General features: G+C 68.6%; 15 protein-coding genes. 5 read left to right on the plus strand and 10 right to left on the minus strand.

Annotation, left to right across the window (positions count from 1 at the left end; genetic code table 11):
- Window positions 1-95: 95 nt before the first annotated feature.
- Genes ntrC through dusB form a run of 3 tightly spaced genes read right to left on the minus strand, consistent with a single transcriptional unit; the run spans window position 96 to window position 3,708 of the window.
- A complete protein-coding gene (ntrC, locus tag KHC23_RS11920; RefSeq protein ID WP_213372720.1) occupies window positions 96-1,541 on the minus strand; it encodes a nitrogen regulation protein NR(I) in 1,446 nt (481 codons plus the stop codon).
- An 8-nt stretch (window positions 1,542-1,549) separates the two neighbouring features.
- A complete protein-coding gene (locus KHC23_RS11925) occupies window positions 1,550-2,680 on the minus strand; it encodes a two-component system sensor histidine kinase NtrB (protein ID WP_213372722.1) in 1,131 nt (376 codons plus the stop codon).
- Entirely contained in the window at window positions 2,677-3,708 is a 1,032-nt protein-coding gene (gene dusB / locus KHC23_RS11930; protein WP_213372723.1) for a tRNA dihydrouridine synthase DusB, read from the minus strand. The genes KHC23_RS11925 and dusB overlap by 4 nt, the downstream gene beginning before the upstream one ends.
- A 187-nt stretch (window positions 3,709-3,895) precedes the next feature.
- Between dusB and KHC23_RS11935 the strand changes: the two genes are divergently transcribed.
- Both KHC23_RS11935 and KHC23_RS11940 read left to right on the plus strand, forming a co-directional pair.
- The gene (locus tag KHC23_RS11935) at window positions 3,896-5,074 is read left to right on the plus strand and encodes a bifunctional 2-C-methyl-D-erythritol 4-phosphate cytidylyltransferase/2-C-methyl-D-erythritol 2,4-cyclodiphosphate synthase (protein WP_213372725.1); all 1,179 of its coding nucleotides are present in this window, start codon (window positions 3,896-3,898) and stop codon (window positions 5,072-5,074) included.
- Between the two features lie 13 nt (window positions 5,075-5,087).
- Window positions 5,088-5,624 carry a CinA family protein gene (locus tag KHC23_RS11940; RefSeq protein WP_213372727.1) on the plus strand — a complete coding sequence of 179 codons (537 nt, stop codon included), beginning with the start codon at window positions 5,088-5,090 and terminating at the stop codon, window positions 5,622-5,624.
- Here KHC23_RS11940 and KHC23_RS11945 read toward each other — a convergent pair.
- The gene (locus KHC23_RS11945) at window positions 5,615-6,475 is read right to left on the minus strand and encodes a DMT family transporter (RefSeq protein ID WP_213372730.1); all 861 of its coding nucleotides are present in this window, start codon (window positions 6,473-6,475) and stop codon (window positions 5,615-5,617) included. The genes KHC23_RS11940 and KHC23_RS11945 overlap by 10 nt on opposite strands.
- A 116-nt stretch (window positions 6,476-6,591) precedes the next feature.
- Here KHC23_RS11945 and KHC23_RS11950 point away from each other — a divergent pair, with 116 nt between their 5' ends.
- On the plus strand, window positions 6,592-8,016 hold the full coding sequence (locus KHC23_RS11950) for an aminotransferase-like domain-containing protein (RefSeq protein WP_246544517.1): 1,425 nt from the start codon (window positions 6,592-6,594) through the stop codon (window positions 8,014-8,016).
- Here KHC23_RS11950 and KHC23_RS11955 read toward each other — a convergent pair.
- The 6 genes from KHC23_RS11955 to KHC23_RS11980 form a co-directional block, all read right to left on the minus strand.
- Window positions 8,003-8,641, minus strand: coding sequence for a dihydroxyacetone kinase family protein (locus KHC23_RS11955; protein ID WP_213372732.1), 639 nt, complete (start codon window positions 8,639-8,641; stop codon window positions 8,003-8,005). The two genes, KHC23_RS11950 and KHC23_RS11955, sit on opposite strands and share 14 nt — an antisense overlap.
- Before the next feature lie 10 nt (window positions 8,642-8,651).
- Window positions 8,652-9,653 carry a dihydroxyacetone kinase subunit DhaK gene (locus KHC23_RS11960; protein WP_213372734.1) on the minus strand — a complete coding sequence of 334 codons (1,002 nt, stop codon included), beginning with the start codon at window positions 9,651-9,653 and terminating at the stop codon, window positions 8,652-8,654.
- A gap of 40 nt (window positions 9,654-9,693) precedes the next feature.
- On the minus strand, window positions 9,694-10,719 hold the full coding sequence (locus KHC23_RS11965; RefSeq protein WP_213372736.1) for an ABC transporter permease: 1,026 nt from the start codon (window positions 10,717-10,719) through the stop codon (window positions 9,694-9,696).
- Entirely contained in the window at window positions 10,716-12,272 is a 1,557-nt protein-coding gene (locus KHC23_RS11970) for a sugar ABC transporter ATP-binding protein (protein WP_213373227.1), read from the minus strand. Before KHC23_RS11970 ends, KHC23_RS11965 begins: the two co-directional genes overlap by 4 nt.
- A gap of 124 nt (window positions 12,273-12,396) precedes the next feature.
- Entirely contained in the window at window positions 12,397-13,407 is a 1,011-nt protein-coding gene (locus KHC23_RS11975; protein ID WP_213372738.1) for a substrate-binding domain-containing protein, read from the minus strand.
- 58 nt (window positions 13,408-13,465) lie between these two features.
- Window positions 13,466-14,461, minus strand: a complete 996-nt coding sequence (locus tag KHC23_RS11980) for an ABC transporter permease (protein WP_213372740.1) — start codon at window positions 14,459-14,461, stop codon at window positions 13,466-13,468.
- Window positions 14,462-14,917: 456 nt separating this feature from the next.
- On the opposite strand from KHC23_RS11980, the gene KHC23_RS11985 reads away from it, so the two are divergent.
- Together KHC23_RS11985 and KHC23_RS11990 are read left to right on the plus strand one after the other, a co-directional pair.
- Entirely contained in the window at window positions 14,918-16,060 is a 1,143-nt protein-coding gene (locus KHC23_RS11985) for a LacI family DNA-binding transcriptional regulator (RefSeq protein ID WP_246544518.1), read from the plus strand.
- 9 nt (window positions 16,061-16,069) lie between these two features.
- On the plus strand, window positions 16,070-16,732 hold the full coding sequence (locus KHC23_RS11990; protein ID WP_213372742.1) for an aspartate/glutamate racemase family protein: 663 nt from the start codon (window positions 16,070-16,072) through the stop codon (window positions 16,730-16,732).
- The last annotated feature ends 15 nt before the right edge of the window (window positions 16,733-16,747 follow it).

The raw sequence follows: 16,747 nt of genomic DNA on the forward strand, positions 1-16,747 counted from the left end.
ATCGGCACGCGCCACTGATGCAATGATACGACACTGGTGCTAAAATGTGACATTGGCGAGCCGCCCCCGCTTTATTTCGCGAGGGCGCGCGTTGCTCACCGACTGGTGCGGATTATCTGGATGTCCAGATCGCGGATTTTCTTGCGCAGCGTGTTGCGGTTGAGACCGAGCAGTTCGGCCGCCTTGATCTGGTTGCCGCGCGTTGCCGCCAGCGCGGCGGAGAGCAGCGGGTATTCCACATCCTTGAGGATGCGGTGATAGAGGCCGGGCGGCGGCAGATTGTCGCCGAAGCCGCCGAAATAGGTGTTTAGGTGCCGTTCGACCGAAGCCGACAGCGTTTCGTCCTGCCCGTTTTCCTCCGGTGATGGCGGGGAGATGGGCGTCGACAGCTCGGCCTCGATGATCGAGCCGGTGATGACCTCCTGCGGGTACAGCGCGGCGAGGCGGCGGATCAGGTTTTCCAGCTCGCGGACATTACCCGGCCAGCGGTAGCGCTTCAGCCGGTCGAGCGCGGCGGCGTCGATCTGCTTGCGCGGCAGGCCTTCGCGCTCCGCCTGCAGGAAGAAGTGGCGGGCGAGGTCCGGCACGTCCTCGGCGCGCTCGCGCAGCGGCGGCAGGCGCAGCGGCACGACGTTGAGGCGGAAGAACAGATCCTCGCGGAACAGGCCCTGCTGGATCAGGATACGCAGGTCCTTGTTGGTCGCGGCGACGATGCGCACATCGGTCTTGATCGGCGTGCGGCCGCCGACCGTGGTGTATTCGCCCTGCTGCAGCACGCGCAGCAGGCGGGTCTGCGCCTCCATCGGCATGTCGCCGATCTCGTCGAGGAACAGCGTGCCGCTTTCCGCCTGTTCGAAGCGACCGGCCGAGCGGGCATTGGCGCCGGTAAAGGCCCCCTTCTCGTGGCCGAACAGCTCCGATTCGATCAGGTCGCGCGGGATCGCCGCCATGTTGATGGCGACGAACGGCCCGTTGCGGCGCTTGCCGTAGTCGTGCAGCGCCCGCGCCACCAGTTCCTTGCCGGTGCCGCTCTCGCCGGCGATCATCACCGTGAGGTCGGTCTGCATCAGCCGCGCCAGCACGCGGTAGATGTCCTGCATCGCCGGGGAGCGGCCGACCAGGGGGATGTTGTCGGCGTCGTCGCCCAGCCCCTTCAGCGCGTTCTCCGGCTTCTTCGGCTCGGACAGGGCGCGGCCGACGATGGAGATCAGCTCCTTCAGGTCGAAGGGCTTGGGCAGGTATTCATACGCGCCCTTCTCCGAGGCGCGGATCGCGGTCATGAAGGTGTTCTGCGCGCTCATGACGATGACCGGCAGGTCCGGGCGCACCTTCTTGATCCGCGGCAGCAGGTCGAAGGCGTTCTCGTCGGGCATCACCACGTCGGTGATGACAAGGTCGCCATCACCCTGGCTGACCCAGCGCCAAAGCGTCGCCGCATTGCCGCAGGAGCGCACCTCGTAACCCGCCCGCGACAGCGCCTGATTGAGCACGGTGCGGATGGCGGCGTCGTCATCGGCAACCAGGATACTTCCCGTCGGCATGGCGGTTCTCAACTCTTCTCGGTACCGCGGGCGGCGCGATACATGGGCATGAGGACACGGAAGGTGGTGCGGCGCGGCTGGCTGTCGCATTCGATGATGCCGCCATGGTCGCCGACGATCTTTGCCACCAGGGCAAGGCCGAGGCCGGTACCGGTCGGCTTGGTGGTGACGAAGGGATCGAACAGATGCGGCATCAGGTCCTCCGGGACGCCGGGGCCGTTGTCGCGCACGCAGAATTCGAGCGGCAGGCTGACCCGCGCCGGGGCGCCGGGCACCATCAGCCGCACGCCGGGGCGGAAGGCGGTGGTGAGATGGATCTCGCCGTCCGGCGAATCGCCGATCGCCTCGGCGGCGTTCTTCACCAGGTTGAGGAACACCTGCACCAGCTGGTCGCGATTGGCGAGTACCGGCGGCAGCGAGGGGTCGTACTCCTCGACGAAGCGGATGTGGCGGGCAAAGCCGGTGCTGGCCAGCGTGCGCACATGCTCCAGCACCGCGTGGATGTTCACCGGCTCGCGTTCGATCGGCCGCTCGTCGGAGAACACCTCCATGCGGTCGACCAGCTTGACGATACGGTCGGCCTCGTCGGTGATCAGCCGGGTCAGCGAGCGGTCGTCGTCGCTGGCGGAAAGCTCCAGCAACTGCGCCGCGCCGCGAATGCCCGACAGCGGGTTCTTGATCTCGTGCGCCAGCATCGAGGCCAGCGCGGTCACCGAGCGGGCGGCGCCGCGATGGGTGAGCTGGCGGTCCATCTTGTCGGCAATGGTGCGCTCCTGCAGCATGATGACGACATGGCCGGGCACTTCCGACAACGGCGCGACATGGATGTCGACGATGCGCTCGCCGCCATTGCGCGGCGTGCCGAGGTCGACGCGGTATTCGTTCACGGCCGCGCCGCGTGTGCGCACCTGCTCGACCAGCGACAGGATCGGGCTGCCGAAGGGCACGAATTCCTGCAACCGATGACGCACCAGAACCGCGAGCGAGGCCTCGAAGAAGGCTTCGGCGGCGACATTGGCGTCGACCAGTCGATTGTCCTCCGCCACCGTGATCACCGGATGCGGCAGGGCATTGACGACGGCTTCCGCGGTCGCTTTCCCGTCGCGCAGGCCCGGACGTTGCGAGGAAACCGAATTCATGCAGCTTCTCTCCATCCAATGTCGTCATAGGCGTCGCGGATTCCGGAGACGACGCGCGCCGGGTCCTCGAGGGTAAGAAGTCGCTTGCGCCAAAGGGCGGCGGCTTCGGGTGCGCGGCCAGCGCTCGCCGCGGCCGCGGCCAGCGACCAGCCGACATGCTTTCGGGCGCAGCGCATGCCGAGGGAGCGGCCGTAATGCGAGAGCCAGCCCTCATAGAGTTCGATCAGCACGTCGCGCTGTTCGGCGAGCGGCGGGTCGGCGGGCGCCCGGCCGGTGCGCAGGAAGGCGGCGACCTGCCCGGGAAACCAGGGACGCCCCTGCGCCCCGCGACCGATCATCACGCCGTCGGCGCCGGAGGCCGCCAGCATCGCGGTGGCGTCGGCGAAATCGACGAGGTCGCCATTGGCGAGCACGGGGATGCGCACCGCCTGCCTGACCGCGCGGATCGCCGCCCAGTCCGCGCGGCCAGTGTAGAACTGGCAGCGGGTGCGGCCGTGAATGGTGATCATCTGCACGCCGATATCCTCGGCGCGGCGGGCGAGTTCGGGCGCCACCGGCGCGCCCTCGTCCCAGCCGAGCCGGGTCTTCAGCGTCACCGGCACCCTCACCGCGCCGACCACCGCCGCGATGATGCGGGTGGCGAGGTCGAGGTCGCGCAGCAGCGCCGAGCCGGCGAGCCCGGTGGTGACCCGCTTGGCCGGGCACCCCATGTTGATGTCGATGAGCGCGGCCCCGGCGGCCTCGGCCAGGCGGGCGGCGCGGGCCATCAAGGCGGGCTCGTTGCCGGCGAGCTGGACGGCGTGCAGCGCCACCCCCGCCCCTTCCGCCCGCAGCAGGGTTTCCTCGTGTCCGGTCTCCAGCGCGCCGGCGGCCACCATCTCCGACACCGCCAGCGACGCGCCGTAGCGCAGCGCCATGCGCCGCATCGGCGCGTCGGTAATGCCGGCCATGGGCGCGAGCACGACCGAGCCCGGCACCTCAACGGTGCCGATCTGAAGAGGGGCGACGGCGGAAAAACAAAGGGTCAAGCGGCGATCACTCGATGCACATTTAATAAGCCCGACCAGCGGTGCCTATATAATAGCCATGCCGAGCGCAGCATCAACCCATGCGAAGGGCTTACGTCAAATCTTTTGCAATCAGGTGCCGCTTTTGCGCTAAACGAGCCGGCGGGGCAAGTCTGCGCTGATGAAGCGGCAGTCAGCGGAAGGGCGGATGCATACGCGGATGCGCACGGACGTGATCGTGGTGGCGGCCGGCAGCGGCCAGAGGGCGGGCGAAGGATTGCCCAAGCAATACCGGTCGCTGGGAGGGGTGCCGGTGCTGCGCCGCACGCTCGCGGGCTTCATCGGCCAGCCCGGCATCCGCAACGTGCTGCCGGTTATCTCGCCCGGACATGCCGAGCTTTGCGACGCCGCCCTTGCCGGCCTCGATGGGGTGCTGGCGCCGGTGGCGGGCGGTGCCACGCGGCAGGCCTCTGTGCGGGCCGGGCTGGAGGCGCTGGCGCAGGACCCGCCCGAGCTGGTGCTGATCCATGATGCGGCCCGCCCCTTCGTCTCCGCCCGGCTGGTGGCGGAAGCCATCGCCATGGCCTCCGCGCAGGGCGCGGCGGTGCCGGCGCTGGCGCTCGTCGACACGATCAAGGCGGTGGCCGCGCCCGGCTTTCTCGCCACCGGTCCCGACCGCAACGCCCTGCGCGGCGTGCAGACCCCGCAGGCCTTCCGCTACGCGATGATCGCCGCCGCGCATCGGGCGCAGGCGGGCGCGGACGACCTGACCGACGACGCGGCGGTGGCGGAGGCCGCCGGGCACCGTGTGGCGGCCTTTGCCGGCGACCCCGCCAACATCAAGCTCACCACGCCGGAGGATTTCGTGACCGCCGAACGCCGCCTGCTGGCTGGACTGGCCGATGTGCGCACCGCCACCGGATTCGACGTCCACGCCTTCGGTCCCGGCGACCATGTGGTGCTCGGCGGCCTGCGCATCCCCCACACGCACGGCCTCGCCGGCCATTCCGATGCCGACGTGGTGCTGCATGCTCTGACCGACGCTCTGCTCGGGACCATCGGCAGCGGTGATATCGGCCATCACTTCCCGCCGTCCGACCCGCAATGGAAGGGCGCCGCCTCCGACCAGTTCCTCGCCCACGCCGCCGGCCTGGTGCGGGCGGCGGGCGGGCGCATCGCCCATCTCGACGCCACAGTGATCTGCGAGGCGCCGAAGATCGGCCCGTACCGCGAGGCGATGCGGGCGCGGATCGCCGCCATTCTCGACATCGCGGTGGCGCGGGTCAGCGTGAAGGCCACGACCAGCGAGCAACTGGGCTTCACCGGCCGGCGCGAGGGCATTGCCGCGCTGGCGGCGGCGACCGTCCGCCTGCCCTGGATCGACTGAGAGGAGAGCGCCCATGGGCCAGACACGGGATGCCATCGACCTGGAGGCGATTCGCGTGCTCGACCTTTGCCGCGCGCGCGGGCTCACCGTCGCCACCGCCGAATCCTGCACCGGCGGTCTCGTCGCCGGTGCGCTGACCGACATCGCCGGTTCCTCCGACGTGGTCGACCGCGGCTTCGTCACCTATTCCAACGCCGCCAAGCAGGAGATGCTCGGCGTGTCGCCGGCGACGCTGGACGCCCATGGCGCGGTAAGCGAGGAGACCGCACGCGAGATGGTGACCGGCCTGCTGCGCGTCGCCAGAACCTCGCTCGGGGTCTCGATCACCGGCATTGCCGGCCCGGGCGGCGGCTCGGCAGCGAAGCCGGTCGGCCTCGTCCACTTCGCCGCCGGCAATCGCGGGGGAGAGGTCCTCGTGCGGCGGGAGGTGTTCGCCGGGCAGGACCGTGCCGGCGTGCGCCGGCTTTCCGTGCTCACCGCGCTCGCCATGCTGGCGGAACTCGCCGCCCGCGAGCCGGTTCGCGACTTCGCGCCGGGTGGTCAGGCATAGCGCCTGGCGCCGGCGACGCAGAACACGACCGCCACCGTCGAGGCCAGCATGCTCCAGGCGATGGTCTCGTGCAGAAACGCCGCTGCCAGCATAAGGCCGAAGAAGGGCTGCAGAAGCTGCAACTGGCCCACCCCGGCGATCCCGCCCAGGGCGAGGCCGCGATACCAGAACACGAAGCCGATCAGCATGCTGAACACCGAGACATAGCCGAGGCCGATCCACGCCGGCAGGCCGATGCCGGCCAGGCTGCCGGGAAGGCTGAACAGGGCGAGCGGCGCCATCGCCGGCAGCGACGCCAGCAGCGCCCAGGAGATGACCTGCCAGCCGCCGAGCCGGCGCGAGAGCGTCGCCCCTTCGGCATAGCCGAGCCCGCAGAACAGGATGGCGGCGATCATCAGCAGATCGCCGGTCAAGGTGCCGCCGCCGCCCTGCGACAGGGCGAAGCCGGCGACGGTGGCGGCACCGAGCAGGGAGAACAGCCAGAACGCCGGCTTCGGGCGCTCGCCGCCGCGCAGCACCCCGAACAGGGCGGTGGCGAGCGGCAGCACGCCGATGAAGACGATCGAATGCGCCGCGCTCATGTGCTGAAGCGCCAGCCCGGTGAGCAGCGGGAAGCCGACCACCACCCCGAGGGCGACCACGGCGAGCGGGACGATGTCGCCCCTTGCCGGCCGCGCCTGTCGGAGCGCGAACAGAAAGCCGGCGCCGAGCACCGCGGCGATCGCGGCCCGTGCCGAGGTCAGGAAGACCGGCGAGAATTCCGCCACCGCGACCCGCGTCGCCGGCAGCGAACCGCTGAAGATGATGACGCCGAGCAGGCCGTTGCCCCAGCCCGAACCCGATTTTTCCATGTCGCTCCTCCGGACGCCGGGATAGCGGCTTTCCGGCCGGCTCGGCAGGGACAGCCCAGTACAATTTCGCGAATCTGTAGCTATGATGAGAGCGGTACACTTGCCGGAATGCGGACATGGCCAAAGCTGGGACAACACGCACCGAGGCGCTGATGCAGGCGGTCCGCGCGAAGATCGCGGCGCGCGCGCTCGCGCCGGGCGACCGCCTGCCCTCGATTCGCCGCCTTGCCGCGACCATGGGCGTGTCGGCGTCGACCGTGGTCGAGGCCTATGACCGGCTGGAGGCCGAAGGGCTGATAAGGGCACGGCGCGGTTCCGGCTTCTTCGCGACGGGCGCCGATCTCCCGCCCCTGGCGCTGGCGGAGATGGGCGCGCTGCGCCCGCGCGCCGTCGACCCGTTCTGGGTCTCGCGCCAATCGCTGGATTCCGACCCGTCGGCGCTCAAGCCGGGCTGCGGCTGGCTGCCGGCGGACTGGATGCCGACGGGCGCCCTGCGCAAGGGCTTGCGGGCGCTGGGGCGCGAGGCGGACGCGCTGCTCACCGACTACGGCAACACAAGCGGCTCCCTCCCCCTGCGCCGCCTGCTGCTCGGCCGGCTGGCCGAGGAAGGCATCGCCGCCGGTCCGGAGCAGATCATGCTGACCGGGTCGGGTACGCAGGCGATCGACCTCATATGCCGGCTGCTGCTGCGCCCGGGCGATGCGGTGCTGGTGGACGATCCCTGCTATTTCAACTTCCAGGCGCTCCTGCGCGCGCATCAGGTCCGCATCGTCGGCGTGCCCTTCACGCCGACGGGGCCGGATGTCGCCGCCTTCGAGCAGGCCGTCGCCGCCGCCGCGCCGCGCCTCTACATCACCAATTCGGCGCTGCACAACCCGACCGGCGCGAGCCTCTCGCCGCAGACCGCGCATCGCGTGCTCGCCGCCGCCGCGGCGGGCGGGCTGACGGTCGTGGAGGACGACATCTTCGCCGATTTCGAGCCCGCCCTGTCGCCGCGCCTCGCCATCCTCGACGGGCTTGACCGGGTGATCCGGATCGGCAGCTTCTCGAAGACGCTGTCCGCCGCCGTGCGCTGCGGCTACATCGCGGCGCGGGCGGACTGGATCGAGAACCTCGTCGATCTCCAGATCGCGACGAGTTTCGGCGGGCCGAGCGCGGTGGCGACCGAACTGGTCGCCGGCATCCTCGCCGGCGGCAGCTATCGCAAGCACATGAACGAGACCCGGCTGCGGCTGGCACGGGCGCGGCAGGAGGCCGCCGAGCGGCTGGCCGCTCTCGGCCTGGTGCCGTGGATCATGCCGCGCGGCGGGTTCTACCTGTGGTGCCGCCTGCCGGAGGGGCTCGACTCATCCGCCCTCGCCCAGCGCTGCCTGGCCGACAATGTCGTTCTCGCGCCGGGAAACGTGTTCAGCGTCTCCCAGAGTGCGGCCTCGTTCCTGCGCTTCAACGTCGCCCAGATGGCCGACCCGCGCATCCTCGCATCGCTGCGCGGCGCAATGGCGGGCCAGCACGGAACGCCCGTGGGCCTCAACCCGCCGTAAACGCGCTCATCTGCCTGACGAGCATCATGCCGACGGTGGCGCCGGCATCCTGCAGGCCGATGGTCTTCTCCTGGAAGGCGGCCGCCTTGCCGTGCTGGGCGAGCAGGGTCTTGGTCCGCTCCAGCGCCGCCTCGGCCTCCTGCGCCGCCGCAGCCATCGCCGGGGCCAGCGCGGCGCCGCTCTGCGCCTGTACCTCCAGCACGGTGGCGACGGGATCGAGCACGTCGAGGATGGTCTTGTCGCCGAGCCGGGCCTTGCCGCGCTCGGCGATGCCGGTGGTGAAGGCGCGCCAGAACAGCGCCGCCTGCGCGGTGCCGATCGCCTCCGTGCCGTCGAGCGCCTTGGCCCCACGCAGGAAGCCGGTGGCGGTGAGCGTGCCCATGGTCGAGGGCGCGGTCTTGGCGATGACCGCGCCGGCGACGCGCAGCAGCTTCGGCAAGCCGGCGCCCGCGCCTTCCGCCGCCACCGCGTCGGCGGCGGCGGTGAAGGACTTCGCCATGGTGATGCCGAGATCGCTGTCGCCGACCTTGCCGTCGAGCGCGATCAGGAAATCCCGCTCGGCGACGAACAGGTCGCGCCAGCTCCGGAACAGGCCGATCAGGTCCTCGGCGCGAAGGACGTCCATCATCGTCTCCTCAGACCTTGTAGTGGGCGAAGAACGGCGTGTTCGCCGCAGCGGCGATCAGCGGGTCGAGCTCGGCGTCGAGCTTGAGCACCGAGATCGAGGCGCCGGCCATCTCCATGGCGGTGGCGAACTCGCCGACCCAGACATATTTCACCTTGGCGCCCTTCGCCTCGAAGAGCTGCGAGACCCGGCGGAACAGGATGTAGAGTTCTTCTTTCGGCGTGCCGCCGAGGCCGTTCATCAGCACGGCGAATTCGTCGCCCTCGCCGGCCGGCAGCTCGGCGAAGACGCGCGCCATCATCTGGTCGACCACCTCGTCGGCGGGCGCCAGCTTTGAGCGGCGAATACCCGGTTCGCCATGGATGCCCATGCCGATTTCCATCTCGTCCTCGCCGAGCGAGAAGGTGGCGTGGCCGACTTCCGGCACCACGCAGCTGGACAGCGCGACGCCGATGGTGCGCACATTGGCCCGCGCCTTGTCGGCGAGGCGGTAGACCTCGTCGAGCGGCAGCCCGTTCGCCGCGGCCGCCCCGGCCGCCTTGTAGACAAAGAAGATGCCGGCGACGCCGCGCCGCTTGTGCTCCTCGCCGACCACGGAAGAGGCGATGTCGTCATTGCCGACGACCTGTTTCACCTGGATGCCGTCGAGGTCGGCAAGCTCGGCGGCCATGTCGAAATTGATGATGTCGCCGGTGTAGTTGCCATAGATGTAGAGCACGCCGGCGCCCTGGTCGATGTACTTGGTCACCTCGTGCATCTGGTCGGCGCTGGGCGACTGGAACACCCCGCCGACGGCGCAGCCATCGAGCATGTTTTCGCCGACATAGCCGAGGAACAGCGGCAGATGGCCGGAGCCGCCGCCGGTGGCGATGCCGACCTTGCCCGTCTTGGGCTCGGCGACCACGAGGCAGCGCTTGTCGTCGTTGACATAGGTCACCTGGGGGTGAGCGCGGTAGATGCCATCGAGCATCTCGTCGACGAAGTTCACCGGGTCGTTGAGAAACTTCTTCATGGGGTCCTCTTGAGCGCGAAGCCGTGGCGGCACGTTGAAATCAGTTGTTCTTCTTCTGGCAGAACATGAAGAATCCGGCGGCCAGCAGGATGAAGCCGCCGACCACCACGCGCTGCCAGGTGGAGGGAATGCCGACCATCACCAGCACGCTGTTGACCACCACGATCAGCAGCACGCCGAGCAGAGTGCCCAGCACGGTGCCGGTGCCGCCGGTGATGCGCGCGCCCCCGAGGACGACGGCGGCGATCACGTTGATCTCGCTGCCGACCAGATCGAACGGGTTGGCCTGCCGGTTGGCGGCGGCGTGGATGATGCCGGCCAGCCCGGCCAGCGCTCCCGCATAGGCGAACAGGAAGATGTGAATGGTCTTCAGGCTGTAGCCGAGCCGCTCGGCGACGCTGGCATTGCCGCCGAGCGCGAAGATGGCGCGGCCCATCAGCGTGCGGCTGAGGATCCACCAGGTGAGCAGCGCCGCCGCCGGCAGCACGAGGAAATAGAATGGCAGGGTGATGGTGCGCCCGTCCCCGGATTCGAACTGGAACAGCGGCATGCGGCCGAAGGCGCCCATCTGCGTGGGCAGCGACATGATCCAGACAGTGCCGATGAAGGCGAGCAGGATGCCGCGGAACAGATATTGGGTGCCGATGGTCACGATCAGCGAGGGCACCCGCAGATGATGCACCAGCAGGCCGTTCACCACCCCGAGCAGCGCCCCGCCGGCGGTGGCGAGCACCAGCACGAGGGCGATCGGCATGTCGGGAACATGATCCTTCACCACCAGTGTCATCGAATACATGGTGAAGGCGGCGATGGCGGTGAACGAGACGTCGATGCCGCCGGCCGCCAGGATGATGAACACGCCGAGCGCGAACAGTCCCATCACCACGCTGGCGCGGCCGATATCGACCAGCGAGGAGGGCTGCAGAAAGGCCGGGTTGATGACCGAGACGGCGACGCAGATCGCCAGCAGGATGATGAAGGTGATGATTTCCGGGCGCCGGCTCACCAGATCGAGAAAGGCGCTTCGGCGCGAGGGTGCCGCGTCCTGAAGATGGGTCGCGCTCATCGGGCGGCCTCCGTCTGCATGTCCGGCCGGGAGGCGAGCATGGCCTGATAGAGTTCCTCCTCGTCGGTCGCCTGCGCGTCGTATTCGGCGACGACGCTGCCGGCATTCATGACAAGGATGCGGTCGCAGTTCTGAAGCAGTTCGGGCAGGTCGTCGCTGATGATGATGAGCCCCATCCCGTCTTCGGCGAGCTGCTGGATCACCCGGTAGATCGTGTCCTTGGAGCCGACGTCGACGCCCACGGTCGGCCCGTGCAGGACCAGCAGCCGGGGGCGGATCGACAGCCAGCGGCCGATCAGCACGCGCTGCTGGTTCCCGCCGGAAAGCGCCCCGACCGGCAGGTCGATGTCGCCGGTGTTGAGCCGCATGTCCTGCGCGATCCTGCCCGCCAGCGCCCTGCCCTTCGCCTTGTCGACGATGCCGAACGCGTTGGCGAGATCGCTCACCACGAGGGCGATCTCGTTCTCGAAGATCGACTTGTCGAGGAACAGCCCCTCGCCCAGCCGGTCCTCCGGCACATAGCCGATGCCGAGGCGGATGGCGTGGGCGGGATGGCCGATCCGTTCGACCTTGCCGTCGATGCGGATACGCCCCCTGGCCGCCGGGGTGACGCCGGCGATGGCGGTGGCGAGTTCGTTGCGGCCGGAATCGGCGAGGCCGGTAATGCCGAGGATCTCGCCGCGGCGCAGGCTGAAGCTCACCCTGGCGAAGCTCGGCGGCAGCGAGAGGCCGTCCGCCGCGAACAACTCCCCGGCCTGCGGCGCGCCGGTGCGGTAGCGCTGGGAATCGATGGTCCGGCCGGTCATCAACTCGGTCAGTCGATGCTTGGAGTAATCGGTGAGCGGGCCCTGCGCCACGCACTGGCCGTCGCGGAACACGATGGCATGGCCGCCGATGCGGTAGCATTCGTCGAGCTTGTGCGTGACGAACAGCACCGCCACGCCCTCGGAGCGCAGGCGCTCGACGACGGCGATCAGATTGTCGACCTCGCGCCGCGTCAGCGAGGTGGTCGGCTCGTCCATGATCACCAGCCTGGCCCGCGTGGCGATAGCGCGGGCGATGGCGACCAGCTGGCGCTGTGCCAGCGGCAGGTCCGACACGATGGCGTTGAGATAGGCGCGGGCGGTCGGCAGGCCGACCGTCGCCAGCGCTGCCTCGGCGGTGCGCTTGAGGCGGGTGCGGTCGAAAAGGCGCGCGAGCCTGCCGCCATGGGCGACGAGTTGCTCGTTGAGAGCGACATTCTCGGCGACGGTGAGGTTCGGCAGCAGCGAGAGGTCCTGATAGACGGTCTCGATGCCGGCGGCGAGCGACTGGATCGGGTCCAGCGCGCGATGGCTGCGCCCTTCCAGCACGATCTCGCCCTCGTCCGGGGCGTGGGCGCCGGACATGATCTTGATGACGGTGCTCTTGCCGCAGCCATTCTCGCCGAGCAGGTGATAGGCCTCGCCCGCCGCGATGGAAAAACTGACCCCGCGCAGCGCATGCACGCCGCCGAAGCGCTTGTGAATGCCGCGCAGTTCGAGGAACGGGCGCGCCGGTGCGGCGGCCGTCATCGGGGAAGTGGAAGCGTGGGACACCGGGGGCTCCCCTGACACCGTAAGGACGCGCGCGGTGGCGACGCGTGCGGGCTTGCGGGGAACGCGCATGGCGTTCCCCGGCGGTTTTGCTGGCGGGCGATCAGAAGAGATATTCCTTGTAGTTGGCCTTGTCGGCGATCACCATGCCGTTGCCGATGATGAGCACGCCCTCGCCCGGGCCCTTCACCACCTTCACCTTCTCGTAGCCGGGCACGCCGAGATCGGCGCCGTCCTCGATCTTCTTGCCGGCGATCAGGCTCTTGGCGACCGAGTTCATCGCCATGCCCGCCTTCTGCGGGTCCCAGAAGCCGATGGCGGTGATGGCGCCGGATTCGAGCAGGTCCGCCGACGGGTTGGGCAGGCCGGTGCCGACCAGGCAGACCTTGCCGGAGAGACCCGCCTCGTCGATGGCGCGGCCGACGCCGAGCACGTCATTGCCCGCCGAGGTCTGGAAACCCTTGATGTCGGGGTGCTTGCGCAGGATTTCCTTGGCCTTCTCATAGGTGCCGTTGGCGTCGTCGAACGATTCGTTGTTCTTGTCGACCAGCACCATGTCCGGGTGTTTCTTGGCGTTCTCCTCGCCGGCGCCAACCCACTGCATGTGGGTGCGGCTGCCGACCGAGCCGACGAAAGTGGTCCACTTGCCCTTGCCGCCCATGCACTCGGCCAGGCGTTCGTTCAGCGCGCGGCCGTAATCGGCATTGTCGAAGGCCTCCACGTCGGCATGGGTGTTCTTCTGGTTGTCGGCCTCGTGGGTGACCACGATGACGCCGCGATCCATGGCGCGCTTCAGCGTGCCTTCGAGCACGGACGGGTCCATCGGCACCACGGCGAGGCCGTTGACGCCCTTGGCGACGAGGTCGTTGACGATCTGCAGTTGCTGAGCGGCGTCGGCGGTGGCCGGGCCGTACTGGGTGGCGACGACGTCCGGATTGTCCTTCTGGAACTGCGTGACGCCGGTTTCCATGCGGTCGAACCACGGAATGCCGCTGATCTTCACCACGGTGGCGATGACCGGCTTGTCCTGCGCCATCAGCGCGCCGGCGGAGCCGGCAACGACGGCCAGCGCCATCGCCGAGCCAAGCAGCATCTTCTTCGAGAGAGCTCCCATAATTTCCTCCTTTGTTGTTTCCACCCTCATGATCCGATCGATGCGTGAGGGTTTCGCATCACACGAGCTTTCGGCTCTTGTTCGGGGTCAGCAGGCCGACCAGATTGTAGCGGCCGACCGCCAGGAAGGTCAGAAGCAGCGCGCCCCAGGCGAAGTCGCGAACGAAGTTCGAGAGGCCGCCGAAGTTCAGCAGGCTCGACATGAGCTGCAGCGCGATCGTCGCCATCACCACGCAGATCACCCGGCCATAGCCGCCCTCCGGGCGGACGCCGGCCATTACCGCGATGAGGATGGCGATCAGCAGGTAGGACGTGCCGTAATCCCATTTCACGTTGACGTTGCGGGCGGCGATGATCACCCCGGCAAGGCCGGCGAGCAGCCCGCTCGTCGCGTAGGTCGCGATCAGCACCCGCGCCTTGGGAAAGCCGGCGAAGGTCGCCGCCTTCGGGTTGGTGCCCATCAGCATCAGCCACAGGCCGAACGGCGTGAACTTGAGCAGAGCGGCGATCAGGCCGGCCGCGCTGACAAAGATCAGGAAGCTGATCGGCACACCGAGAAACAGCCCGTTGCCGATCTGGGACAGCAGTTCGGGACTGCCGACCGCGACCGCGCGCCCGTCGGAGAGCACCACGGCGATGCCGGTGAACAGCATCTGGGTGCCCAGCGTGCACAGGATCGGGGTGATGTTCAGCCGGCTGATCAGCAGGCCGTTGAAGGTGCCGCCGATGAGGCCGGTCAGCAGCGCCACGGCGATGAAGGCGATGGAAAACGCGGTCTCGTTGTCGGTGCTGGACAGGAACGAACCGACGATGATCGCCGAGGCGACGCCGGAGAGATTGGCGAGGGCGATGCCCGACAGATCGATGCCGCCATTGCCCGCGCACATGGCCAGCATCACGCCGATGGCGAGGAAGCCGATCTCCGGCAATTGCCCGGCCATGGATTGCAGGTTGAACGGCGAGAGGTAGGTGCCGCCGGAAATCATCGCCCCTACGGCGAGCAGCGCCGCATTGATGACGACAAGCATGAAAAGCTGTCCGCCGGTGGTCCTCATGGCCTCCTCCCGGGAGTGTTTTTGCCTTTTGGCGTGGGCCTTATTTAGTAAACGTACGACCCATTCACTAAATCCGTAGCAAAGGCTTTCGGCCGGCGCAAGCGGCCTTGGCGTGTTGCGCGGCGCCTTCATCCGCGCTGCCCGCGCATCGCTTCTCAATTGCGCATGACCAGAATCCGTGCAGGCTGGAGCGCGGAGCCGGACGGTGAGCGGCGAGCCGCTGGCGGGCACAAACCCTTTTAGGACAGTTCTTTTGACCTAATTTGCGGCCGATATCCGCGTGCTGCGCCGCATCATTTCGAGCGCCCGAACACACCCGGCCTGGCCTCGGCAGCGACGGCGGTTTCGGGTGCCGATGCTGATGAGGTGTCGATCTTACGCGGCAGTTGCCACCGTGATTATTTTGGCTTAACCCTGATTGGCGGGCTTCAATGTTTACTAAACAATGCGCCGTAAATGACGCTGATCGAAGCCCTCGAGGACACGCGCCGCGCCATGACCGAGAAGAAGTCCTTCACCATCAGGGACATCGCCACCGCCGCCGGGGTCTCGCCGGCCACGGTGTCGCTCGTCCTCAACGGCAAGGGCGAGATTTCCGAGCTGACCCGGGTGCGGGTGCTGGAGGCGGCGGCGCGGCTCAACTATGTGCCCCGTCTCGCGCGCCCCGGCGCAGCGCGGTTGCAGGCCGACACGCTGCCGACGATCCGCTTCCTCAAGATCGCCCGGCACGGGCACACCGTGAACCGCGACCACAGCGTGTTCATCTCCGACTATATCGACGGCATGTCGGCCGAGGCGATGCGGCGCGGCTATGCGCTGGAGGTGGTCAGCCATGAGGGCCAGAGCGCCATCGCCATTGCCGACACGCTTGCCCTCGCCCCGGTGAGCGGCATCATTGCGCTCGGTACCGAGATGGCGGAGAGCGACATCCGCGTGCTGCAAGGCATCGGCCGGCCGATCGTGTTCATCGACACGTTTTTCGACGTGGTCGAGGCCAATTTCGTCAACATGAACAACGAGGATGCGGTGCACCAGGTGTTGGCGCGGCTGCGCCAGCAGGGGTTTGGCCGCATCGGTTTCGTGGCGAGCCATGTCGACACCACCAATTTCCGGCTGCGGCAGGCGGCCTTCCACCGCCACATGGCGCGGCTCGGGCTCGGGGTCGATCCCGGCCATATTCTCTCGGTGGAATCGACGCTGGACGGCGCCTATGCCGACACGGTGGCGGCGCTGACCCGCGGCATCGGGCTGGCCGATTGCTATTTCTGCACCAATGACGTGATCGCCTACGGCTTCATCAAGGCGCTGCGCGAGTTCGGCATCCGCATTCCCGAGGATGTCGGCGTGGTCGGCTTCGACAATCTGCCGGTCGGCGCGACCATGGACCCGGCGCTCACCACCATCGACGTGTCGAAGCGCAAGATCGGCAACCTCGCCGTCACGGTGCTCGACGACCTGATCAATGCCGCCGAGCCGCAGCCGCCGGTGAAGATTCTCGTCGGCGCCCGGCTCGTCGCCCGGCTGAGCGACCGTGGCCCCGCCGATCCGCGCCCCGCGCCCCAGGCCGTGCGCCGGCGCGGCATTGCCGAAAACGCCTGAGGGTCGATCATGCCGCGTCTCGCCTTGCTACACACCGTGCCGGCCCTCGCGGAGGCGCTGCGCCCGCGCCTGGAGGCGGCGCTGCCCGGCTGGGATTTCCTCGACCTGGTCGACGCGAGCCTGCTCGCCGACGCGATCCGGGACGGCGGCCTCAGCGCACAGACGCGGGCCCGCCTCGCCACCCGGCTGCAGGCGGCGAGCACGGGTGCGGACGCGGTGCTGGTGACCTGTTCGAGCCTCGGCGAAGCGGCCGACGACCTCGCTTCCGGCGTCTCGGTGCCGGTGTTCCGCATCGACCGTGGCATGGCGCAGCAGGCGGTGAAGATGGGTGCCCGCATCGGCATTCTCGCCACCCTGCCGACCACGCTTGGCCCGACCGAACGGCTGATCCGCGATACCGCCGCGGCTGCCGGCCACGCGGTCGGCATTGGTGCGCGGCTGTGCGAGGGCGCCTTCGACCGGCTCGCCGCCGGAGACCGTGCGGCGCATGATTACATGGTGCAGGCCTCCTTCGCCGAACTCGCCCCGCATGTCGATGTGGTGGTGCTGGCACAGGCCTCGATGGCGCGCGCCCTCGCCGACCATGCCGGCGGGCCGGTGCCGGTGCTCACCAGCCCCGAGCCGGGCATCGCCGCTGTTGCCGCCGCTCTCAACGCCTCTTTTCCGGCCTGACGGCCGCATTCGTTC

Origin of the sequence: Ancylobacter dichloromethanicus (assembly GCF_018390645.1) — a bacterium.
Lineage (GTDB): Bacteria > Pseudomonadota > Alphaproteobacteria > Rhizobiales > Xanthobacteraceae > Ancylobacter > Ancylobacter dichloromethanicus.